Source organism: uncultured Methanobrevibacter sp. (genome assembly GCF_900314695.1).
Lineage (GTDB): Archaea > Methanobacteriota > Methanobacteria > Methanobacteriales > Methanobacteriaceae > Methanocatella.
Window position 1 is genome coordinate 1 of the sequence record NZ_OMWD01000019.1, and the last position, 24441, is coordinate 24441.

General features: G+C 32.2%; 16 protein-coding genes and 1 tRNA gene. 15 read left to right on the plus strand and 2 right to left on the minus strand.

Features of this window, described 5'->3' with window-relative positions; all coding sequences use genetic code 11:
• The 8 genes from QZN45_RS07225 to QZN45_RS07260 form a co-directional block, all read left to right on the plus strand.
• On the plus strand, positions 1-2389 hold a 2389-nt coding region (locus tag QZN45_RS07225), incomplete at its 5' end, for an Ig-like domain repeat protein (protein WP_296812177.1).
• A 182-nt stretch (positions 2390-2571) separates the two neighbouring features.
• Positions 2572-4821: a right-handed parallel beta-helix repeat-containing protein gene (locus tag QZN45_RS07230; RefSeq protein ID WP_296812180.1), complete on the plus strand. Its 2250-nt coding sequence runs from the start codon at positions 2572-2574 to the stop codon at positions 4819-4821.
• 148 nt (positions 4822-4969) lie between these two features.
• Complete coding sequence (locus QZN45_RS07235) at positions 4970-10162, plus strand: Ig-like domain repeat protein (protein WP_296812182.1); 5193 nt, start codon at positions 4970-4972, stop codon at positions 10160-10162.
• Positions 10163-10366: 204 nt separating this feature from the next.
• Complete coding sequence (locus QZN45_RS07240; RefSeq protein ID WP_296812184.1) at positions 10367-10783, plus strand: DUF371 domain-containing protein; 417 nt, start codon at positions 10367-10369, stop codon at positions 10781-10783.
• Between the two features lie 289 nt (positions 10784-11072).
• A tRNA-Leu gene (locus tag QZN45_RS07245) sits at positions 11073-11159 on the plus strand.
• A 76-nt stretch (positions 11160-11235) separates the two neighbouring features.
• Positions 11236-13722 (plus strand): right-handed parallel beta-helix repeat-containing protein, encoded by a 2487-nt coding sequence (locus tag QZN45_RS07250; RefSeq protein WP_296812187.1) that lies wholly within the window; start codon positions 11236-11238, stop codon positions 13720-13722.
• Between the two features lie 138 nt (positions 13723-13860).
• Positions 13861-14715 (plus strand): UTP--glucose-1-phosphate uridylyltransferase GalU, encoded by an 855-nt coding sequence (gene galU, locus QZN45_RS07255; RefSeq protein ID WP_296812190.1) that lies wholly within the window; start codon positions 13861-13863, stop codon positions 14713-14715.
• 49 nt (positions 14716-14764) lie between these two features.
• Positions 14765-15988 (plus strand): aldo/keto reductase, encoded by a 1224-nt coding sequence (locus tag QZN45_RS07260; RefSeq protein ID WP_394346772.1) that lies wholly within the window; start codon positions 14765-14767, stop codon positions 15986-15988.
• Here the strand turns inward: QZN45_RS07260 and QZN45_RS07265 are convergent.
• Complete coding sequence (locus tag QZN45_RS07265; RefSeq protein ID WP_296812194.1) at positions 15985-16167, minus strand: hypothetical protein; 183 nt, start codon at positions 16165-16167, stop codon at positions 15985-15987. The two genes, QZN45_RS07260 and QZN45_RS07265, sit on opposite strands and share 4 nt — an antisense overlap.
• A 169-nt stretch (positions 16168-16336) precedes the next feature.
• Here QZN45_RS07265 and QZN45_RS07270 point away from each other — a divergent pair, with 169 nt between their 5' ends.
• From QZN45_RS07270 to QZN45_RS07285, 4 genes are all read left to right on the plus strand, one after another.
• Positions 16337-16546, plus strand: a complete 210-nt coding sequence (locus QZN45_RS07270) for a TIGR04165 family Cys-rich peptide (RefSeq protein ID WP_292609357.1) — start codon at positions 16337-16339, stop codon at positions 16544-16546.
• Between the two features lies 1 nt (position 16547).
• Positions 16548-17675 (plus strand): TIGR04083 family peptide-modifying radical SAM enzyme, encoded by a 1128-nt coding sequence (locus tag QZN45_RS07275; protein ID WP_292881184.1) that lies wholly within the window; start codon positions 16548-16550, stop codon positions 17673-17675.
• A gap of 8 nt (positions 17676-17683) precedes the next feature.
• The gene (locus QZN45_RS07280) at positions 17684-17959 is read left to right on the plus strand and encodes a hypothetical protein (protein ID WP_296812203.1); all 276 of its coding nucleotides are present in this window, start codon (positions 17684-17686) and stop codon (positions 17957-17959) included.
• A gap of 347 nt (positions 17960-18306) precedes the next feature.
• The gene (locus QZN45_RS07285) at positions 18307-20355 is read left to right on the plus strand and encodes a cation-translocating P-type ATPase (protein WP_296812206.1); all 2049 of its coding nucleotides are present in this window, start codon (positions 18307-18309) and stop codon (positions 20353-20355) included.
• A 310-nt stretch (positions 20356-20665) separates the two neighbouring features.
• Here QZN45_RS07285 and QZN45_RS07290 read toward each other — a convergent pair whose 3' ends face one another.
• On the minus strand, positions 20666-21100 hold the full coding sequence (locus tag QZN45_RS07290; protein ID WP_296812207.1) for a hypothetical protein: 435 nt from the start codon (positions 21098-21100) through the stop codon (positions 20666-20668).
• 332 nt (positions 21101-21432) lie between these two features.
• Here QZN45_RS07290 and QZN45_RS07295 point away from each other — a divergent pair, with 332 nt between their 5' ends.
• The 3 genes from QZN45_RS07295 (at position 21433) to QZN45_RS07305 (ending at position 24405) form a co-directional block, all read left to right on the plus strand.
• Entirely contained in the window at positions 21433-22422 is a 990-nt protein-coding gene (locus QZN45_RS07295; protein ID WP_296812208.1) for an ATP phosphoribosyltransferase, read from the plus strand.
• Positions 22423-22563: 141 nt separating this feature from the next.
• Positions 22564-23466, plus strand: a complete 903-nt coding sequence (locus QZN45_RS07300) for a CBS domain-containing protein (protein ID WP_292609345.1) — start codon at positions 22564-22566, stop codon at positions 23464-23466.
• Between the two features lie 15 nt (positions 23467-23481).
• Positions 23482-24405, plus strand: coding sequence for a deoxyhypusine synthase (locus tag QZN45_RS07305; RefSeq protein ID WP_296812210.1), 924 nt, complete (start codon positions 23482-23484; stop codon positions 24403-24405).
• The last annotated feature ends 36 nt before the right edge of the window (positions 24406-24441 follow it).

Below are 24441 nucleotides of genomic sequence, written 5' to 3' on the forward strand. Positions count from 1 at the left end.
GATTTATGCAACTACAAATATTGCTGCAAACACTACTGTAGTTGGCAATACTTTCAAAAATGTTGCTATTTCCGGAACAAACACTACCTTTACAAACAACATTGTAACTGGTACTGTAACCGTAAGTGGTAATAAAAACACTATTGTTGACAATGCTATTGAAGCTACTTCTAGTGAATATGCTATTGATTTAAAATCAACAGTTAATAACACTGTAACCGATAACTTATTATATGCTAGTGAATTAGCTGGTGATGCAGCTGTCAAACATGACAATGAAAACAATACCATAAGTCATAACTATCCGTTTGAATCTGTATTAATTGTAGAAGTTGAGGATATTACTGTTGGTCAAGATGCAATTGTTAACATCAGATTCAATGAATCTGTTGAAGGTACTGTTGAAGTAATACTCAATGGTAAAAAATACGATGTAGATGTTATTGAAGGTAAAGGACAACTTAATGTTTCCGACTTATCTGCTAACAAATACACAGTAGGAGTTTACTTCAATGGTGATTTAAAATACAGTCCTATTGAAAACTCAACTGATTTCACTGTTGAAAAATTAGATACTCAAGTTAATGTTACTGTTCCTAGTGATGTTGAAGCTGGTGCGGAAGTAGCTATTGATATTGTTATTCCTGGTGCAACCGGTAATGTATCTGTATTTGTTGATGAAGTAGAAGCTGTTGTTGCTTTAGATGAGAATGGTACTGCTCAATTTATCATTCCTTCAGCTGAACCTGGTGAACATAGTGTTGTTGTTGTCTATTCTGGTGATGATAGTCATGCAGCTGCATCCAATACAGTTAAATTCACAGTAGATCCTGAATTCTACATGGATATTGACGCTGATGCAATTTATGGTGAAGATGCTATTGTTGAAATTAACCTGCCTGAAGATGCTACAGGTAATTTAACCATAACTATTGGAAACGAAACTTACACTGTTCCTGTTGAAGATGGTTATGCATCTGTTGAAATCCCGGACTTAGCATATGGTGAACACAACATTACTGTCGCTTACTCTGGTGATGACAAATATAAAGCAGCTTCAAAAGAAAGTACTATTGATGTACAACCGGACATTGAAATTCCTGATGAAATCGATTTCAATGATGAAGATGAAATTTCAATTACATTGCCTGAAGACGCTACCGGTAATTTAACTGTTAGTGTTGATGGTGTTGAAACTGTTGTTCCTGTTGTTAACGGTACTGCTAGTGTTCCATTAGAAAACTTAACTCCTGGTGATCATAAAATCAGTGTTTTATACTCTGGTGACGACAAATATGATTCAGCATCTGCTGAAAAATCTCTAAGTGTTGTTCCAGCAATTGAAATTCCAGAAAAAATCACAACTGATGATGATGACTCTATTTCAATTGACTTGCCTGCTGATGCTACCGGTAATTTAACTGTTAGTGTTGATGGTGTTGAAACTGTTGTTCCTGTTGTTAACGGTACTGCTAGTGTCCCATTAGGTGAATTATCTTCTGGTGACCATAATATCAGTGTTTCATACTCTGGTGATGGTAAATACTCTGCTTACTCTAAATCTGTAACTGCAAGTGTTGCTAAAACAAAACCTACTATTAATGTTACTGTTCCTAGTGATGCACAAGAAGGTAAAGTTGTTTCTATTACAATTACATTACCTGATGATGCAACAGGAACTGTTTTCGTTGATATTGATGGAAATGGTTACTACACTCATGTAAACGGTACTACAGTTCTTAATATTAGTGGATTGACTGGTGGAGATAAAAACATTACCTACAGATACACTGGTGATAACAAGTATGAGGAAGCAAGTGGAAATCTTTCCGCATTCATCTTGTTTAAACCTAAACTCACCAATAGTAAAAACTTCGCTATGTACTACTTTGATGGATCTAAATTCACTGTACGTGCATGGGGAATTGATGGTAAAGTTGCTGCAGGTGAAATTGTAACAATTACACTTAATAAGAAAACTTATAAAGTTAAAACCAATAAAAATGGTGTTGCATCTTTAAAAATACCTAACACAGTGAAACCTACCAAAAAATACACTATTACTGCACAATATAAAACAGCAAAAGTATCAAAGAAAATAACTGTGAAACAGATTTTAAAAGCTTCAAACAAGAATGTTAAAAAATCTGCTAAAAAACTTGTATTATCCGCTACTTTGAAAAAGGTAAAAGGCAAATATCTTAAAGGTAAAGTCATTAAGTTTAAATTCAATGGAAAAACTTACAAGGCAAAAACCAACAAAAAAGGTGTTGCAAAAGTTACCATTAAGAAAAATGTCATAAACAAACTCAAAGTCGGTAAAAAATACACAGTAAAAATCAGTTACTACAAAGATACTATATCTAAAAAAGTTACTGTTAAAAGATAGGGATTTTTATTAATCTCTACTTTTTTCTTTTTTTATTTTAAAACTATTTTTTTGTTATTTTCAAGTAAACTTTATAAACTATTTTTTATAGATATTACAATATCTTTTAATAATTTTTAATTATACTTGTATAGTTGATGATTATTTGAGACAACGACCTCATGGAGGTGATACGCATAGGTTTGAATAGAAAATTAATTTTGGGATTGATTATTCTTTGTATTATTTCTATAACATCAGTTTCTGCTGCAGAAATTGACGTTAATGATACTTCAGACTCTTTAAATTCTCTAGAAGTTCAAAGATTATCTGTTGATAATAGTTCCCTATTGTCTGATGTGGATGAAGAAGTTCCGGATGAGCCTGATTTGGTATTCAATGATACAATTTATATTACCTCTCAAAATTTTGATGATTATTTTGACAATAATGTTTTAAAATCAAGATGTTCAGGTAAAACATTGATATTTTCACAAAATTTTGAAAATCTCGGTAAAATAGCTATTCGTGCAGATAATGTTGTTCTTAAGGGAATAGGATTCACTTTAAAAAACACAGTATTTGAATTGGATGCAAAAAATATCACTCTGACAGATTTAAAAATGGATTTGGATAGTGAATTTGCAGGAAATGATCACGCAGGAATATTGATTTATTCTGATGATGCTGTTTTAAACAATCTCGATATTAATTATATTGTTCCTCTTAATGTTCAAGCATACGGTATATTTGCTGATGGAAATGAATATAATCCGGTTAGAAATCTTAAGATTCGCAATTGTAGGATAAATTTTGAAGGCCATAACAATGATGTTGATGTGTACAATTGTGCACTGAAATTATCGTACTGTACAAATGCGATAATAACTAATAACACAATCAGTGCTGAATTGCCTTTAAAAGACATCATATTCGGTGCAAATGGTGCTGAATTGGCTTCAGATTTGGTTTTAACAGTGGGTGTGGAATATTGTGACAATTTGTCATTTGTCGGAAACACTCTTTTGTCTGAAATCAATAAAAGACCTGAAAATTCATATCCTTCACAGGATTGTATGCTGATTTCAAAATCTCAAAACTCATTAATAGCGAATAACACTATTAATATGGTTGATTTTTTAACATTTCCAGGTATTGACAATTATCTTTATGGGTTAGATATCTATAATCTAAATAATTTGACAGTCATTTATAACAATATTTCTATTATAACAACTGGTGGTAAATTAGCTGCGGGTACTGCATATCCTATTCAGATTACCGGTCCGATTTCTGATGTTAACATCACTAGAAATGATTTATATTCATTTTCCAACGGTCCGAACATAGGAATTTATTCTCAAAATTTCTACGGCGCAACATCTTTGTCAATCACTAACAACAAGATTAATGTTACTGGTTTGGCAGGTACACATGAGTGGGCTTTAGTGGCAGGTATTGAATCTCAGGATACTCATTCACACATCGCCAATAATACAATTGAAGTGCATAGCGTTGGGGATGTGTCAGTAAATGATAATCTATATGGTATCAGTTACCGTCAAAGTACCTCAGGGGACCATCAATATAACATTCATGATAACACGGTATTCAGTGATGGATATTATTCCGTTAACTTATTAAGTTCGGTGGATTCTAAAATATTCAATAATTTATTGGTTTCATATAATCCAAATGCTGATCCAAGCAAGAGCGGATATAAATATGGGGACATTTCAGCACATAAGAATATGGAATTCTATAACAATCCAGTCATGAAGGCATTCGATTACTTTGCTTCTCGTGAAAATAGTGTTGACAATGGCAATGAATTTAATTATAATCCAAATAATAATAAGGAGATTTCCAATAATGTTGATGGAAGTAAGATATCCAATGGTGAAACAAAAAAACAATATTCATTCAATCCATTGATTCCAGGTTCTAAAAAAAATTCTGGAAGTCAGGATGATGGTGAAACAGGTAAACTTCCAATAGATGATTCCCAATCCGGTGATGATAAACCTTCAGACAATAAAGATGATGAAGGCTCCGGAGATAATCAACACAGCGGTTCAAAATCATTAAAGGATTTATTACTTAATTACATTAATTCAAATGCTGAAAACGGTAAAGAAGATACAACTTCAAATACTGATGGTGGAAAAGTAAAAACAAATTCTTTTGATGGTCATCAGCAGAATGTTAATGTGGAATCAAACAGTTCTGATGTAACTCCTTCAACTGAAGGTACTGATTCCGCTGCCAGTGAATCAAAATCAACCGCAAGTTCAGATTCATCTGCAGGTGAATCTTCAAGTGTAAGTAAAAAGATTTATGAAATTGAGGAGAAAAACGAAATTGAAAGGTTCATCCCTTCAATTGTCATGATTATTCCAGCATTAATATTATTATTGATTGGAATCAGACGCAAAAAATCAACTTTGGAATAAATTAGTTGCTTAAAACTAATTTATACTTCTTTTTTTTTTAACTGCTATTTTTCAAGATAATTATATATATTTTATTTTACATACCTTAAAATATCATTGACAAATGATTATTTATAAAATTTAATTTAATCAAAATGAGGTATTTAATTTGAAATTTAATAAAGTATTATTAATAATTTTTATTATCTTTTCAGTGTTTTTATTAATATCTTCAGTTAGCGCTTCGGATTTAAGCACTAAGGAATTTAATAATTTATCTGAAAGCAATAATGATTATTTAAATGATAATGGAAAAATAATCTATGTTGATAGTGTTAATGGTAATAATGCAAATGACGGAAGCTCTCAGGATTTGGCTTTAAAATCAGTGGATAAGGCATTAAAATCATCTAAAGATAATTATACTATCAATTTGGCAGATGGAACCTATAAAGGTACATCAAATACTAGGTTAACCATTGACAAATCATTAACTTTTGTCGGTTCAGGCAATACGATTTTCGATGGTCAGGGAAGAGATTACATTTTTATCGTTTCCGACAATGTGGAAGTAACCTTTAAAAATATCAAGTTTGTGAATGCATACAAATCTCCTGTATCATACTCAGTTTCATATAACAATAATGTCTATGGGGCTGCATTGGACATTAAGAAGGCTGATGTTACCATTGAAAATTGCCAGTTCATAAACAGTGTTTTGTATTATGATACTGTTGACAAATACATTTATGGAGGGGCAGTAAGCAATTTTGGAGATCTGAAAGTCCTCAATTCCTATTTTGAAAACAATACTGCACTGTCCACATCAGGTTTATTTTCTTATGGTGGATCCATTTATAATAGGGGGAATCTATTCATCAATAATTCCAAATTTAACAAATCCATGAGTGTTGATTTTGGATATGGTGCAGGTATAGCCAATGATGGTAATGCAACAATGGAAAATAGTATTATAACAAATTCACGTGCCCTTCAACAATGTAAGGGGTCTGCAATTTATAATGCTGGTGATTTTGTTTTATTAAATTCCATTATCGAAAACAATTATATCGAAAAGGCTGGTTTCAACATTATTTATGGTGCTATTTATAATTTAGGCAATCTTCAAGCCAGAGGATCAATATTCAGAAACAACACTGGAAATTATGAAGCTCCAATGCTTGCGTATAAAGGTTCTCCTAACATTTATAATGCAGGTAACCTGAATTTAACTTATAATGCATTCATGGACAATGCAATATTCTTTGGAATTTCCAGAGATATATATTTCAACGGTGGAGAGGCGATTTGTCTTGATAACAATTGGTGGAATACTAATGATAATCCTTATTTAGACGGTTCAAGGGTCAATATCAATCAGGTTAACTCCTGGCTGGTATTTAGTTTGGTGCCGGAATATTCAATGTTGAACATTGGTGAATCAGTTAAAATAAATGCTTCATGGACAATTAACAATAATAAAATACCTCAAATCAATATGTTTCCAATGTTTAATGTTACATTCACAACTTCTTACGGTGAAACATTACAAAAACAATTAATCAACGGTAAAGGCGATTTTATATTTAATCATTCTCAAAACAAGGGATCATTTTCAGTATATGCCAACGTAGGTAACTTCTCTCAAAATGTAACTGTGGATGTAGGTAAGGTTTACACTTCACTTGCTGTAGAAAATAATGAAAACATTACATTTTTAGATCCCCTTAAAGTTGCAATCACAGTAACAAGTCAGGATAAATCAACTCCGACAGGAGTCGTATCTCTCTATATTGGAGGTAATGTATATAAACTGAATTTAAACAATGGAAAGGCCAATACAGAAATAACTGATTTGCTTCCTGGTGACTATACCATGAAAGTGGTGTATGAAGGGGACGAAAATCACTTTAAATCATTTTTCAACAAAACAGTTACAATCAAAAAGCAGGTTGTGGATTTATCAGTTCATATTTCTGAAATTATGATAGACCAAAGGGGTTCTGCTATTGTTTCTCTTCTTCCTAAGGGAGTGCAGGGCCAGGCAATAATGTATATTGATGGTGTCAGAAAGAAAATTGTCTATCTTTATAACGGAAACACAACAATTTCATTAAACAATTTTGGAGAAGGTGAATACAACATTACCTTCGGATTTGTTGAAAGCAATTATTACTATGCAGCCAATGCAAGCGCAATATTGAAGGTAACAAAATATGATTGCAGCTTAAACGTGACTGCCAGTGATATAGATGTGGGTCAAAATGCAACAGTTCTAGTTAATGTAGTTCCAAATACTCTCAGGGGTGAAGCAATTTTAACTGTTAATGGTGTAAATACCACTATTTATCTGGACAATGACACCACATCAATCAATTTATACGAATTGCAGGCAGGAACTTATGATGTAACTGTATGGTTTGAGGGAGATGCCAAATATGTCTCTTCAAATGCATCAACTTCATTCAAGGTGTCAAGACAGGAAACCTCTTTGGATGTGGTGGTTGATCAGGATGAAAAAAATCTAAACGGTACTGTCACTATAAATATTAATCCTGCAACTTGCACTGGAATTATTGGACTTTATATTAATTATAATCACTATACTGCAAATATCACCAAGGGTAAAGTAAAATTCAATGTCAAATTCGACAAAGGAACAAATTATGTCTTTGCATATTATGAAGGAAATGAAAATTGCTCTGATGCAACATGGAATACAACAATTGGTGTTGCGGATGAATTTGTTTTCATAGGCGAAAATTCAACCGGTTGGAATTATAATGATTTTAATTATTCGGTAAGGTTGTTGGAAGTGACAGGCATTCCGATGCCTAACAGAATTGTAACAATAGATTTCAATGGAAACAAATACAATATAACAACAGATGACGACGGATATGCATACTTTGATTTAAATCTTCCAACAGGTAGTTATTCCATTTCAGCAACTTATAAAAATGCAACAATCCATAATGATTTGACAGTAAAGGACATTAAATTTAATTTAACGGCTGAAGATATTCATTATGGGGAAATGGAAAAAATTAAAGTCGACTTTGATAATGGTGTATCTGGTAATGTCAATTTCATAATTGAAGGAATTTTAAGTAAAACAATTGAAATTGTTAACAACACAGCAATATGTGAGGTATCTGGCTTAAACACTGGAAATTACACTGTTAAAGTGATATACTCAAATGATAAATTCACAAGTGAAGAGATTAAAAGTACTTTTTCAGTAAATAAGGCTAATTTGATTTTAAATGTTTCTGCAGATGACTGCACCTATGATGTTGACCAGATTATTAGGGTGATTGACCTTAAAAATGCCAGTGGGAATCTAACTTTCAAAGTTAATGAAAAGCAATACATTAAAGAGATTAAAAACTCTGAAGTTATTCTAAACTTATCCAAACTATCTACTGGTCAATATTCATTGGATATTTATTATTCTGGTGATAACAATTATTACGATTCTACTTTCACTACTATATTTTATGTAAAAGAGATGGCCAGCGATGTAATTTTACGGGTGAATGATACTGTTTACGGTGAAAATATAATTGTCGTTGCAACACTTAATGATAATGCAACTGGTATTGTACGCTTCAAATCAGGCAGCATTACAAAAGATATTGAAATAGTTGAAGGTGTTGCTGTCTGGACATTTTCAGGTCTCGATGTTGGAAATTATAATATGACTGCAGAGTATTTGGGTGACCATTACTATATCAACTCAAAAAATTCCACCTCTTTCAATATTGCCAAAGCCAAATCCCAAATTTCAATATCAGTCGGTGAAGTATTGCTTAATGAAAATATTAGAATTTATGCTAATTTAAGTCCTAATGCAACAGGAAAAGTAATTTTCAGCATGATTGGTTATTATTCACCTAGAAGTAAGAATATCATTGATTCAAAAGCTATGTGGTACATTTCCCCATTGCAAACCGGAGAGTATACAATCATTGCCAGTTATAATGGTGATAACAACTATTATGCTTCAAATACCACTTATGAATTAAATGTAACTCAAAAAAGATCCATATTAACAGTTGAAATTGACGATGTCGGATTGAATGACAGGGTAGTTGCAAGAATCAATTTAAATTCAACTGAGGGAGATTTGATTAGTGATAGAATTACTTTAAAAATAGGTGATAAGTCATATTCAATTTTAGTTAACAATGGAAAATCCTCATTTGTCATTGGAAAATTGGCTGAGGGCAATTATTCTTTCCAGGCTACCTATAATGGAAACGAAAACTATTCCAAAAGTTCATGTGAAGGCAAATTTATTGTACGTGATACATTATTGAATGTTGATTTGACTGCTAAGGATGTAGTTAAATATTACAAGGGTAGTGAACAGTTAATCATCTATTTAAAATCCGAGTCCGGTAAAGCCATTGTTGGCGAGTCAATTTATGTTAAACTTAACGGAAAAGAGTCTGAAATTTTAACTGACAGTTCCGGCAAAGCAGTGCTCGATTTGAATTTGCCTTCTGGAAATTACGTTGCACTAATATTTTTCAATGAAACTGACAGATATCGTTCAGCTTCAACCAATGCATCAATCAATATTTCTAAAACTGTTGAAGGAATTGATGTAATTAAATTGTATGGTACTGGAACACAGTATTTTGCAATATTTTGTGATTCCAACGGTAAGGCTTTGGGAAATACAAAAGTCACATTTAAAATTGGAAGCAATTCCGTTACCACAAAAACATTGCCTAACGGAATATCCAAACTAAATATTAATTTTAAGGTTGGAAGTTACACTATTGAAGCAAAAAATCCTGTAACTGGTGAAAAGGCATACAATAATATTTTGATTTTCAAAAGATTAGCGGGAAATAAAGGCTTTTCACAATACTACGGTGCAAATAAAAATTATAAGGTGCGTGCCTATGGTGATAACGGAAAGCCTGTCGGTTCAGGTGTAAAAGTTAAAATTAGAATAAATGGAAAGACATATAATGTAAAAACCAATAAAAAAGGTTACGCATTGTTTAAAATTAAACTTAAGCCTAAAACTTACACAATTACAGCTACCTACAAAGGATATAAGGTATCCAATAAAATTAAGGTCAAATCAACAATTATTACTAAGAATTTATCTAAAAAGAAATCAAAAACCGCAAAATTCAAAGCCAAACTAGTTAACAAAAAAGGTAAAATATTGAAAAATAAGAAGATTACTTTCAAATTCAAAGGTAAAAAATATGTTGTTAAAACAAACAAAAAAGGAATAGCTGCCATTACTATAAAATCCTCTTTAAAAGTGGGCAAGTATAAAATAGTCACTAGCTATGGGAAACTAAAGGTTTCAAATAAAATTGTTGTAAAAAAATAGGGTTTTTTCAAACCTTTAATTTTTTTATTTTTTTTATGTAGATTACTGATTTCATTTTATCTGATTTTTATCATGCTTTCATTATTTTTAATTTATCTCCTCATAATTTTGCATTTGTGAGTTAAATATTATAATATAATTTACCAATATTTCATTTAAACGCAATGAAAAATCTTATTAATTTTTTCATCCAAAGTTATAATCATGATTTTCAAACTTCAAGCCAAAGGTCATAAAAATGTAACCTCTCATCACAAGTCCACTTTTGAAATTACAAAAGATCCTGAAATCGGTCCAACTGCAGATTGCATTGTAGGAACAGGTGCTGATAAATCAATGCTTGACTTTCCTCAGGAACTTAAAGATAAAATCGCCAACTCAAAAAGCAGAATAACTGTTATTTTGGATACTGAAAACGGTCATGATGAAATTGTCGGCTTTGGCCATGAGGATTTGACCTTGACTCATCCAACAGATATTGTGTGCAGAACTAGTGATTATACCTGTTCAAGGACATTGATGATTAAAGCAGATAAGGCTGCAAAAGATTTGAATCAAGATTTGATTGAAGATTTGAAAAATGATGGGATTATGGAAGTTACCATAAAGGTTGATACTTAAATTAAATTTTTTAGAAAAATTAGCTTTTTTTTAATGTCTATACTGTAGTTTTACCTCACGATACTACTCATTAGACATTAAAACCATTTAATAGATTTCGAGGTTTTCTTCATTGAATTGAACTACCCCAACTTATAGAAGTTGGGGATTCTTACTTCACGTTTTGTTAATAATTTATTTTTAATTTAATTTATGGTTTGAGAATTCAAAAGTCGTGAAAATTGTGATAAAAATAGTTAACTTTAAATAAGTTAAGGGATATATTTTTTTATAACTACTTTTGTTTTATGCGGGGGTGGTCGAGCGGTCAAAGGCGCTAGGTTGAGGGCCTAGTGGGTTAGTCCCTTCGCGGGTTCAAGTCCCGTCCCCCGCACCATTTATATAAAAATTCTTATTTTGAAAAGTTTATTAATCATTAAATCAAATATATTTCTCAATTGGAGGAATTTAATTTGATTAAAAAAACATTTTTTATTTTATCAATTTTTGCATTAATTGTCCTATCGCTATCCTGTGTAAGTGCAGCAGATACAGGTAATAATGCTACAGCTAATCTTGAAGACTTGGCTGGTGAAATCAACTCAACTGATGTTGGTGAAACACTTAATCTAAATCAGGATTACAAAAGCACAAATTCATCAAATCAAATTATAATTTCAAAATCAATCACAATTGATGGAAACAATCATACGATAGAGGCTCCTGATGTGGAAAGAGTGTTTTTGGTAAATGCGGATAATGTCTGCATTAAAAATTTAAATTTTATCAATTCAAAAGCAACAGGCCTTGCTGGGGGAGTCATCTCCTGGTGGGGAAATAATGGCTCATTGTCCAATTGTAATTTTGAAAATAACTCTGCTTCATCAGCTGCAGGGGCAGTTTTGTGGAAAGGAAATAATGGACTTATTGAAAACTGTAATTTCATGAACAATAATGTAACTTACGGTCCTGCAGTCGGCCTAACAAGTGGTGAGAGTTTTGATCCTCACCAGATTCACATTCAGGTGGTAAACAGTGAAGGGGGAGCTCTTTATTTGCAGGGATATAACCTTCTTGTCAATAATTGCAATTTCCTGAACAATCTTGCACTTTTTCATGGCGGTGCAATTTGCGTTCATTGGTATAGCAATGTAACAATTTCAAATTCCCGCTTTAAAAACAACTCTGCAGCAGAGTATTCTGGTGCACTACATTTGGATGGAGATAATCCAACTGTTATAGGATGCGATTTTGAAAATAATCATCAGAAGGATTTGCAGATTCATGCACATGCAGCTATTGCCAATTCCACTTTTGATTGTCTCTCTTCTATTGAAGATGAGTATAATTCATCTTACATTAATGTAACATTCAGATATGGCAATTCATTTGAAGATTTGTCTTTAAAAATTAACAACACTCCTGAAGGAGGTGTTTTAGTTTTAGATAGGGATTATATCTACATCAATGGATCAAATAAGGGAATTCTAATTAATAAAACCATTATAATAGATGGTAATGGCCATACAATTGATGGAAATAATGCATCAAGAATTTTTAACATAAGCGCAGACAATGTAGTTATTGAAAACATCAATTTCATCAACGGAAATCCGATTGCAAAATACTTCTCAAGAGATATTGGGGGCGGAGCAATTTATTGGAATGGTGCAAATGGTAGGGTTAAAAACTGCAACTTCTCAAACAATGTGATTCGTGGCATTGAAGATGACCCGTTCGATAAGGAAGAAGAAATTGTCATGGAAGATGGGACTATCATACATACTATCCGATTCCGCCAAATGGGTGCAAAAATAACTGAAGGTGGAGCAATAGTCTGGAATGGAACAAACGGCACTGTTTTGGATTGTGTATTTAGAAATAATCATGTCGGATATGCAAATTCTGGTGGAGCTATCCAATGGAAAGGTGATAATGGAAAGATATTGAAATCCCAATTTTACCAAAATGATGCATGGTGCGGTGCTGCAGTCTGCTGGGTTGGAGACAACGGATTTATAAGCGAATCAACAGTAATGGACAATGGATTTTTCGATGGAGGAATATACTGGTTTGGTAAAAACGGAACAATAGTTCACTCAATTTTGGTTGGAAACGGATATCCTTTAGTATTGAGATCCAGCGAAAAATTAACTGCAGAATATAACTTCTGGGGAGATACAATTTACAATATCTCCAAAGTGGAAAAACCTGATTTTGTATCTAAATGGCTGGTCTTAAATTACAATCATGACGGTAAATTTATACTCAAAGGTGATAACATAACTGTTCGTTATGATTTATCCTATTTGGTAGATAAGGATGGAAACGTGTCACGTTACAGTGATGCTTCAGGTCTTTATGATGGTGAAATTAATTATACTGCTGAAAGAACAGGATATTTGGATATAACATTTGACAATGGCATCAAAATAAAAATCGATGCTAGGGAAGCTATTGTAAGCAGTGATGTAACCAAATATTATCAAAACAGCAAAATTTCTTTTAAAGTCACTGTCTATGATTTTGTTGGAAAAGTCGTTTCAAAAAAAGTTAAATTTACAGTCAACGGTAAGAACTATTTTGTCGAAACCGATAAAAATGGTGTTGCAACTTTAAAATTAAAATTCAAACCTGGAAAATATACAGTTTATTCTTCTTATGGGGATGCAAAAGTTAAAAATAAGATAATAGTTAAGAATACATTAATTACTAAAAATATTTACAAAAAATTCAAAAAATCAGGTAAATTCTATGTTAAGGTTTTAAATTCAAAAGGAAAAACATTCGCCAAAAAAGTAGTTAAAATTAGTTTTAAAGGGAAAACCTATAAAATCAAAACCAATAAAAAAGGAATAGCTACTTTAAAAATTTCTAAGAATTTAAAAATTGGAAAACATATAATTAAAACAACTTATAATGGTTTAACAAATACAAATAAGATTATAGTTAAAAAATAACTATTACTCTTATTTTTTTGTTAAATATTCTTTTTTTCATTTTTAATCAGTTTCAAAAGTTCAATTGGATAATTTTAATAACCTTTTTATTAGATTAAATTAAAAATTATAATTAATTAAAGTTTATGGTGATAATTTATGAAAGCTGTAATTCCAGCAGCAGGTTTTGGAACAAGATTTTTACCTGCTACTAAGGCACAACCTAAGGAAATGTTGCCTGTTTATGACAAACCTACTATTCAGTATGTTATTGAAGAGGCAGTGGCATCAGGTATTGATGATATTTTAATTGTAACTGGTAGAAACAAAAGATCTATTGAAGACCACTTCGATAAATCCTTTGAACTGGAACAAACATTGCAAAGCGCTGGTAAAGATGACCGTTTAAGACAGGTTCGTGCAATTACTGATTTGGCTGATATCTGTTATGTAAGGCAAAAAGAACAGAGAGGACTTGGAGATGCAATTTATTGCGCTGAAAAGCATGTTGGTGGAGAACCATTCGCTGTTCTTTTAGGTGATTCAATCACTAAAGGTCCAACTCCCTGCACAAAGCAATTAATTGATGTTTATGAAAAGTATGGTGCATCTGCAATTTCTCTTGAAGAGGTTCCAAAGCATAAGGTAGAGAGATATGGAATCATTAAAGGAACTGAAGTGGAAAAGGATGTTTATAATATTGAAAAACTTGTTGAAAAACCATTGGCCCACCAAGCTCCTTCAAATCTTGCTATAATGGGAAGATATGTTTTGACCCCTGATATTTTTGATAAAATTGATGAAACAGAACCTGGTGTTGGTGGTGAAATTCAGCTTACCGATGCTCTTCAAAAATTGGATGCAATTTATGGAGTTACATTTGATGGAAAAACTTATGATATAGGTAATCGTTTCGAATGGCTTAAAACTTCAATTGAATTTGCAATGGATGATGAAGAGTCCAAAGATGATTTGATGGAATATATGAAAAAAGTGATTAGTCAAAATGAATAGTTATTTCATGTAAAATAACTTTTTAACTCTTTTTTTTATGGATGATATTATGCAATATCGGTTGATTGAAAAAACCGGCGATGAAGTTTCTGCTTTAGGTTTTGGGGCAATGCGCCTTCCTTTAAAAAATGGTAAAATTAATCGAGAATTGGCTAAAAGGCAAATCTATTATGCAATTGATAATGGTGTTAATTTTATAGATACTGCCTATCTTTATGGAGACAGCGAAAAATTTTTAGGCGAGATTCTTCAGGGTGAGTATAAGGATAAGGTTAAGATTTGCACAAAGCTGCCATCCATTCATGTTAGAAAATATGAAGATATGGAAAACTTTTTGGATGAACAGCTAAAACGACTCCAAAGAGATTATATTGATTATTATCTTATCCATTCAGTTGATTTGAAAACCGTTAACCGACTGCTTAAGAAAGGATTGATAGATTTTTTAAACAAGGCAAAAAGTGAAGGCAAGATTAAGCATGTTGGATTTTCATATCATGGTGTTAAGGAGGAATTCGACTTATTGATTGATGGCTATGACTGGGATGTGGTTATGGTTCAGTATAACTACTTTGATGAAAATGTTCAGGCCAGCACTGAAGGTATTGAATATGCTGCTTCAAAAGGAATGGGTATTTTTGTAATGGAACCTTTAAAGGGAGGTATTCTTGCAGGTAAAATGCCTAAAGATGCTGAAGAAATTTTCAAAAAAGCAGATTCCACCAAAACAACTGCACAATGGGCACTTCAATGGGTTTTAAACAATCGCAATATTTCCTGCGTATTTTCCGGAATGAATTCCATTGAACAAATTGAAGATAATTTGGTTGTTGCTAATTCCACAACACCTCTGTCCATGACATTTGAGGAAATGGAAACTGTGGAACTTGTCAAAAGAGTCATGAGAAATTCTTTAAAGATTAACTGTTCTACTTGTGGATACTGCATGCCATGTCCTCAGGGCGTCAATATTCCAGAATGCTTAAAAACATACAATGAAAAATACTTGTTCGATCATAAAGGTTTCATAAACACCTCATTGATAGATTACTATCAGTATGTTGGTGGAATCATGGGAAAAGCGGCCAATGCTGGTTTATGCAATGGCTGCGGCAAATGTCTGAGGAAATGCCCTCAAAAATTGGACATCATTTCCGAGCTTGAAAAAGTTAAAAAGGAATTTGAATTTCCAGGAATCAAATATATCCTTCCGATTGTTAAAACTGTTGGCATTCCAATATATAAATATGCCATTAAGCTAATTAATCGCTAATTATATCTTAAAAGATAATATAATTCAATAAATAATTTGTCTTCTGTTTTTAACCAGTTTTGTGACATGACAAAATCAATGCTTTCAGCCCATACGTTATCTCTTACTATGTTGCTTACTTCGATAAACAATGGATTGCTTTTTTCTTTCATGAACAGGTCATATAGATCATTAGGCATTTTAATCACTTTAATTTTAAATTTAATTTATTCTATCTGTTTATATGGTATTTAAAGCTTGTTGAAGTCATTTTGAAAAATTGCAGTCATTTTTACATATTATTTAAACTTTTCGGATAGTGAAAAATTAATATAATTTAAAAACTAATTTTAGATTATAGGTGAAAATATGAAACTTGAAGAATTATTGGCACCATGTCCAAAATGTGGTTCAAAAGATAAAATTGCTCACAGAAAATTATTAGACAATCACAGGGCACATGCAGAAATGGAAACTGTAAAATGTGAAGAATGTGGTTATATTTTCTTTGTAAATGATGATATGGAAGAAGATGAAAAGAAAAAACTGTTAAATGAATTAAATAAGATACATGGTTAAAATGACATTTCATGTAATGATTATCCCTACTCTTAACTGTCCATCAAATTGTAAATATTGTTGGGGTTCTGAAAATAAAAAAGAAATGATGGATTTGGAAATTATCGACCAGATATGTGAGTGGTTAGCTGATTTTAGAGATGATAAAGTTCATTTCACTTTTCATGGCGGTGAACCTCTTCTTGCAGGTTATGACTTCTATGAGTATTCTTTGGAAAAGTTATCCCAATTGCCAAACTTCGAAGGATTTTCCCTTCAAAGCAATATCTGGCTTTTAACAGATGAATTGATTGATTTATTTGTTAAATACAATGTTGTTGTAAGTACAAGTATTGACGGACCGAAAGAAATAAATGATTATCAAAGGGGAGATGGATATTTTGATAAAACAATGTCCCGATATGAACTTGCAAAAAGCAAGGGGTTAATCATTAACTTTGTTTTGACAGTAACTGATTATTCTAAAGATTTCTCAGATGAACTGTATGATTTCTTTAAAAATGAAAAAATGAACCTTAAAATACATGCTGCCCTTCCGTCACTGAGGGGTGACAATGCTGATCCATGGGCTCTTGATCAGGAGGAACATGGTAAACTGCTTGTAGATTGGTTGGACAAGTATCTTTATGATTTGGATAAGTTCACTGTTATGGATCTTGACCATATCTGTAAATCTTCACTTAGAAGAAGAGGCACTCTCTGCACATTTGCAGATTGTATAGGTACAACATTGGCGGTAGGCTCTGACGGTTCGATTTATCCATGTTACAGATTTGTTGGAATGCCTGAATATGTTTTAGGAAATGTAGGTGTTAATCCTAGTTTTGATGATTTAAAGGAATCTGATGCATGGGCAAAACTAATGGAATTTAGAGATTATGTTGATGAAAACTGTAAAAAATGTCGATATGTTAAATATTGTGAAGGTGGATGTCCTTATAATGCTATTGTTGCATATCAAACACCTCAGGCAGTTGATCCTCAATGTACTGCATATAAAATGATATTCGGAGAAGTTTCAAAAAGAATGAATAAAGAATTTGCCAAATCAGCCTTTGGAATGGGCGCACCTGCTCCAAGAAAAGAAGGCGAACCATTTAGCATCATGGATTTGGCGATGAAACCTTGATGATAATTATGGATAGTGATATTTTAGAAAAATTATCAGATTTGGAACATAGGCAATGGTGTGAATGGTCTGGTTCAGTATCTAAAGATATATTTTCATTAATCACTATTTTGGATAGGTTTGAAGACGATTTGAGTGATGATGAAAAGTTGACTGTATCCAGAATTAAAGACAAGTTGGCTCGTTGGGATAATTTACATGTAAATTATTCTGATTTGCCTGAAAATGAAAAGGAAAAGGATAGAATCTATGCTAAAAGAGTATTGTCTATTCTAAATGATTAATTTTTCTGTAATCTAATTATAGAATGCTCTGTGGCTGGAAAGTCAATGGGATAATAAATTATTTGTAATTGCAAATATATTTCTGACTAATTTTTTAAGTAATACGTGGTATTTAAATAAATCCAAAAAAAGTAATACTTTATATACTATATTTTACAAATATGTATCATAGTAATACTGAGTATTTAAATGAACTCAAAAAAAGTAATACTTTTGGGCTGTTTGGTACTTACTGAATTTAATTTTTTAATTGGTTTCAAGATTTTGGAATTTCCATTGAAAAATTTTTGAGTAATACTGGGTATTTAAATAAATTAAAAAAAAGTAATACTTTGAGGTGTTTTTGAATGATTGATGAAATAACTGACTTTCTATTCGGACTAAAAATGACTATTATTTCCGGCATATTTTTATTGATTGCAGTTATTTTTATGATTTTTGGAGTTGAAACTCCTATTTATTTAAACCCTGCATGGGGAACAGTAATAATAAGTGGTATTCCGATGTTATTGCTGGCAATGACCAGATTAATTCGTGAAAAATGGATTTCATCTCCACTATTGATTGCAATAGCAATGGTGGCATCCCTTTTGATTGGAGAGATATTTGCAGCAGGTGAAGTTGCATGGATTATGGCATTAGGTGCACTTCTTGAAGATTGGACTGTTGAGAGAGCTAAAAAAGGTTTAAGAAATTTAATTAATTTAACTCCACAAACTGGAAGAAGGATTGTTGATGGTGTTGAAGAAGTAGTGCCTGTTGATGATATAAAAATCGGGGATACTTTAAGAATTCTTCCGGGTGAAAGCGTTCCAGTTGATGGTGAGATAATAAGCGGTACTTCATCTCTAGATCAATCAATTATGACTGGTGAATCATTGCCAATTGATAAGGAAGTTGGTGATGAGGTATTCTGCGGAACCATGAATATGTATGGTGCGATTGATATAAAGGCAACCAGTTTGGGTGAAAATTCATCACTTCAAAAATTAATAGACCTTGTTAAAGCAGCCGATGAAAAACAGGCTCCAACACAAAGAATTGCTGATAAATGGGCTACCTGGTTAGTGCCGGTAGCATTAATAATAGCAATTGGAGCTTGGTTAATAACTGGTAATATAGAAAGAGGTGTTACAGTTTTAGTAGTATTCTGTCCATGTGCATTAATTTTAGCTACACCAACTGCAATTATGGCTGCTATTGGTCAAGCAACAAAATATGGTGTGCTAATTAAATCTGGTGAAGCTTTAGAAACCTTGGGTGGATTAAATACATTGGTATTTGATAAAACTGGAACTTTAACTTACGGTAATTTAGAAGTTTCTGATGTTATTTCTGTAAAAGAAGATCTGACTGATTTGGATTTGCTTAAACTCACTGCTTCATGTGAGAAATTAAGTGAACATCCATTGGCTAAAGCTATTGTAAATAATGCAAAAGAAGCTGAAATCGACATTGAAGAGCCACAAGACTTTAAAATGTATCCTGGAAAAGGTGTTACATGTAAAAATTCTTATGGTCATGTATATGCAGGAAACTCCAAATTTCTATCTGAAAACAATATTGATATAAATATTGATACACAGCTAAATAAATTAAAAAATGAAGGTAAAGCTTCAATTATTGTTGCATTGGATAGTGAAGTTGTTGGTTTGATTGGTTTATCTGATGTAATACGTGAAGATTCCAAAAAAATGATTGATAGTTTACACAACCTTGGAACTGAAACAGTATTGCTTACAGGAGATAACACAGAAACTGCTAATTACTTTGCATCACAAGTTGGAATTGGTAAAGTCTATGGAAATCTGTTGCCAGAAGAAAAACTTTCATGGATTGAAAAATTCAAAAGTGAGGGCAAACAGGTATGTATGATTGGAGATGGTGTAAATGATGCACCTGCACTCAAAACAGCTGATGTTAGTGTTGCAATGGGTTCTGTTGGAAGTGATGTAGCAATAGAAGCAGCAGACATTGCACTTTTGGGTGATGATATAGGTAAGATTCCATATCTTAAAAAGCTTTCTAATTCCACATTATTTACAATCAAAGCAAATATTGCAATTTCAATGACAATTAATGCAGTAGCTATTGTATGTTCTGTATTGGGACTCTTGAATCCTGTAACCGGAGCTATTGTTCACAATGCAGGATCATGTCTTGTAGTTCTTAATGCAGCATTATTATATGATAGAAAATTCGATGACTCCATCAAGAAAATAGACACAAAAAATACGGAACACTCACATTATCACTTCCATGATGACGGCGAGCATTCTCATTCCCATGAAGGTGTTGAAATAATTGATGAAATCAAAACTGAAAAAGGAATAAAGCATATGCATGTACACAAACATGCATTGGATAGACAAAGTTGTGAACCATATCACAACTGATTATTTTCTTTTTTTTAAAGAGTGTCTTCAATACTATTTTTTTTTTATTTTGGTTTCTGCCAAATTGTTTTTTTTTTGATTTTTTGTCAAAAAATTTTTTAGTCTTATTTTTATTGTTTTTACCATATTTTAATTATAATATAACAGGCAAACAAATACACAAAACCATCCAGAATACGGTTCAGAAATCCAAAAACAATGAACCAAATAATTGAAAAACAAGAATATAATTCGTTATATCAAAAAAATAGTGCCGGCCACACCACACGGTGCGACCAAAACATTCAAAAAAATTGCATTAAACGATTTGTTAACTCAGTGACTCAACCATATTTACAAGTGTATCCATATCATAATGAGTACTTAGAACCATAACCATTTCAACGTCTTTGATTCTTAAAGCTCCATTCAATTCATTTGCACCGATTTTATACATGTCACCAGTTTTTGTCACATTAGCACCTTTAGCTTTCAAATCTTTAAGGGTTTTATTGACTAATGAGTCATCCACATCAGAACTCATTAGATATGTGACGTTCATATCGTTTGCAGAGTCAGAATATGATACTGCATCATCTAAAAGTCCGCCTGATGAATCGGTTTTTTTGAATGTTGCGTTTTTAGGAACTTTCAATTTGAAATGGCCGTCAAAGTCATGGTCCACAAGTTCTACTGCAGCAGAAACTCCACCCATTACAAGACCGAGTGTTGCCAAAACAATCAATATTGCGAATATCTTTTTCATATTGTATCTCCTTTAATATAATTTGACCGCTTTGAGGACAATGCATATCAAAAAGTTCAACTGAACCATACTGAAAGCAAATGCCCTTGTCTAGCCAAGTTACTCTTATCAGCCCATTTCATCACCAATTACGAAATTGATGATAAGTGCACTAATAATATAAATATATATGAAAATTCATTATATAAATTACTTTTTAATTAAACATATGTCAAGTCACTTAAAACTGAATCTATGATTCCTTGAAAATTTGTCCAATGGAAATTTTGACGGACAACCAATCATTAAAACTTTAAATATTTTGAATGATAATAATATGTTTAGGTATTACTATGAATGATAAAATAATTTTAGGACTTCCAAAGGGAAGTTTAAACAATGTGAAAAGAGGAAATACTCACCAATTATTTGTTGATGCAGGTTATGAAGTCAAAGGATATGAACCTGGTGATGAATCTTATGAAATTGAAATCTTAAATGATGATGATATTGTAGCATTTTTAACCCGTCCGCAATCCACTCCTGTTGAGTTGAACAGGGGAATGGTTGATATTGCAATTGTTGGTGAAGATTGGATTAAGGAAGAATCAGTTTTAAGACCTACAAATACTGTAAAACTTGGGGATTTGGACTATGGTAAAACCAGGTTGATAGTTGCTGTTCCTAAGGAATCTCCATATGATAATCTCTCAGACTTTTTCAGAGCAAATAAGGATAGAAAAACTCCAATTTTATGTTTCACTGAATATCCTAATTTGACCAGAAAATTCATCATGGAAAATGAGGTATATCAAGAAATGTATGGTGATTCAGTGCCTTTTGTCCAAGTTAGGGGATTGACTGATGGTGATAATGAAATGGTTCAGGTCATTAACTCTGATGGGGCTACTGAAGTTTACATAGCTAAAGGTGCTGATTTTATTGTTGATAATACTCAAACAGGAAGCAGCTTAAGAAAAGCTGGTTTAAAAGAGATTGAAACCATATTGCATTCTTCAGCAGGTCTTTATGCTAGTGAAAAATGTACTGGTGAAAAACTCAAAAAAGCTCAAATGATTTATGAGCAGTTATTGGGTGCCATAACAGCTAAAAAATATTTTGATGTAAAATTCAATATTGCAAACTCAAAAATTGAGGAAGTTTCCAATTATCTGGTTGAAAACAAGTTATGTGCTGATGAACCTACACTTACGCCAGGTTCTGATTTTACACAGATTAACGTGTTAATTCCTAAAGCTAAATTCCCTGAAATGATTGATGCTATTAAAGGTTTTGATGCAACTTCCATTATCAGAAATGATTTGAAACAGTTAGTTGAATAATCATTTATTTTCTTTATTTTTTTTTAAATATTTTTTAATATTATTGTTTTCCAATTTCAACTATCATTATTTATCATTAACATTTATAAAGTATTTCAAACATATTTAATAATAATTAAATTATTTATTATGGGGATAAATATGTTAACATCTGTACAAAAAGAAATTTTACAAACCCTAATTAACTTATACCAGTCTTCCAATGGTAAATCAGTCAAGGGTGAGGATATTGCAGAGGTCATGGGCAGAAATCCTGGAACAATTCGTAACCAAATGCAATCCTTAAGAAGTTTAGGTTTAGTTAAAGGTGTACCGGGTCCTAGAGGAGGATACAAACCAACAATTGAAGCTTATCACTCTTTAAACATTTCAGTTTCTGATAAGGATTCAAAGGTACCGATTTATAAAAATGGAAAAAGGGTGGAAGATGTTTCTGTTGCTAAAATAGAATTCACTAGTGTTCCTCAACCTAGTGAATGTGAAGCGGCAATTAAAATTTTAGGAAGCATTAAAGATTTAAATCTTGGAGATATCATCAGTATTGGCCCAACACCCGTAAATAATTTAGGAGTTATTGGTGAAATTGTAGGAAGGGACGATATGGACAATATTTTATTGGTTGATACCACTACAATCAGAAGTATTCCAAAACAAACAGTCGGAGATATTGCAAGCAGGGATGTAAAATCATTTAAAATTGATTGCTCTGTTAAAGAAGCTGCTAAAAAGCTAGTCGATAATGAAATTGATGGAGCACCTGTTATAAAAGATGGTAAAGTTGTTGGAGTATTTACATTAACTGATCTTGTTCAGGCAATAGCTGATGATAATGAAAACAAAAGTGTTGGAGAGTTAATGTCTACAAATGTGGTAATTGTTAATGAAGATTTAAAAATAGCTAACGCAATTGAAGTAATGCTTAAAAAATCTATTTCCAGATTGATTATTGCAGATAATGATAATAATTTACTTGGAATTGTTACAAGAACAGATTTAATTAATATTATTACTAATTTAGAACAATTTCCAATTGTAACCAATTAATTTTTTAGTGATTTAATGAAGGTAAATCAAATTAATGTCAATCAAGATATGAAAGTATCAGATTTATTAAATCAGTTTGATGAATCTGGTGTTTTGGGTGCGGGTAAAGTAGCACGTGCTTGTAATATATTGGTGGATATGATTTTAGATGAGGATATGAGCGTATTTTTAAGTTTAGGTGGTCCTTTAATACCTGGGGGTATGAGAAATATTGTCACAAAAATGATTGATGAAGGCCATGTTGACTTGATTGTAGCAAGTGGTGCAAATATTACTCATGACCTTGTTGAGGCTTTTGGAGGATCTCATTATCGGCATGAAGGAAAAGATGATGAAGAGCTAAATGAAGAGGGTATAGGTCGTATTGCAGATATTAATGTTGGATCTGATGATTTTACAATTTTTGAAGAGGAAATCATTAAAATCTTTGAAAAAATTGCTTCAAAAAAGAAAGTTGTTTCAATTCAGGAATTGCTCTATGAAGTAGGTTTGCAGGTTGAGGATGAAAACTCCTTTGTTGCAACTGCTGCAAGAAATGATGTTCCGATTTTCGCACCGGGGCTTATTGATTCAATGATGGGTCTTCAATTATGGATTTTTTCACAGGACCACGATTTCACGATAAGTGCTGCAGGGGACATGCCTTTATTGTCAGATATTGTTTTTGATTCTAAAAAAGTAGGTGCAATCCTTTTAGGCGGTGGCCTTACTAAGCATTACACTTTAGCATCAAATGTAATTAAAGGTGGTCTTGATGCTGCTATTCAAATTACGATGGACAGGCCTGAAGCAGGTAGTTTAGGTGGTGCTCCACTTGAAGAGGCAAAATCATGGGCGAAGGCTAGATGTGGATCCAGTCTTGCAAGTGTTGTTGGAGATGTTACCGTTATTTTCCCATTGATTTATGCTGCTGCATTGGATAAAATCAGCAATGATTAAATGAGTTAGATTATTTTAGTATTATTATTTTATGGG

Bases quoted from the DNA above. Each gene is read 5' to 3' on its own strand.
- QZN45_RS07305 (WP_296812210.1), top strand. From the start codon at position 23,482: ATGAAGGTAAATCAAATTAATGTCAATCAAGATATGAAAGTATCAGAT.
- QZN45_RS07265 (WP_296812194.1), bottom strand. From the start codon at position 16,167: ATGCCTAATGATCTATATGACCTGTTCATGAAAGAAAAAAGCAATCCA.
- QZN45_RS07275 (WP_292881184.1), top strand. From the start codon at position 16,548: ATGACATTTCATGTAATGATTATCCCTACTCTTAACTGTCCATCAAAT.
- galU (WP_296812190.1), top strand. From the start codon at position 13,861: ATGAAAGCTGTAATTCCAGCAGCAGGTTTTGGAACAAGATTTTTACCT.
- QZN45_RS07240 (WP_296812184.1), top strand. From the start codon at position 10,367: ATGATTTTCAAACTTCAAGCCAAAGGTCATAAAAATGTAACCTCTCAT.
- QZN45_RS07260 (WP_394346772.1), top strand. From the start codon at position 14,765: ATGCAATATCGGTTGATTGAAAAAACCGGCGATGAAGTTTCTGCTTTA.
- QZN45_RS07280 (WP_296812203.1), top strand. From the start codon at position 17,684: ATGGATAGTGATATTTTAGAAAAATTATCAGATTTGGAACATAGGCAA.
- QZN45_RS07300 (WP_292609345.1), top strand. From the start codon at position 22,564: ATGTTAACATCTGTACAAAAAGAAATTTTACAAACCCTAATTAACTTA.
- QZN45_RS07290 (WP_296812207.1), bottom strand. From the start codon at position 21,100: ATGAAAAAGATATTCGCAATATTGATTGTTTTGGCAACACTCGGTCTT.
- QZN45_RS07295 (WP_296812208.1), top strand. From the start codon at position 21,433: ATGAATGATAAAATAATTTTAGGACTTCCAAAGGGAAGTTTAAACAAT.
- QZN45_RS07285 (WP_296812206.1), top strand. From the start codon at position 18,307: ATGATTGATGAAATAACTGACTTTCTATTCGGACTAAAAATGACTATT.
- QZN45_RS07270 (WP_292609357.1), top strand. From the start codon at position 16,337: ATGAAACTTGAAGAATTATTGGCACCATGTCCAAAATGTGGTTCAAAA.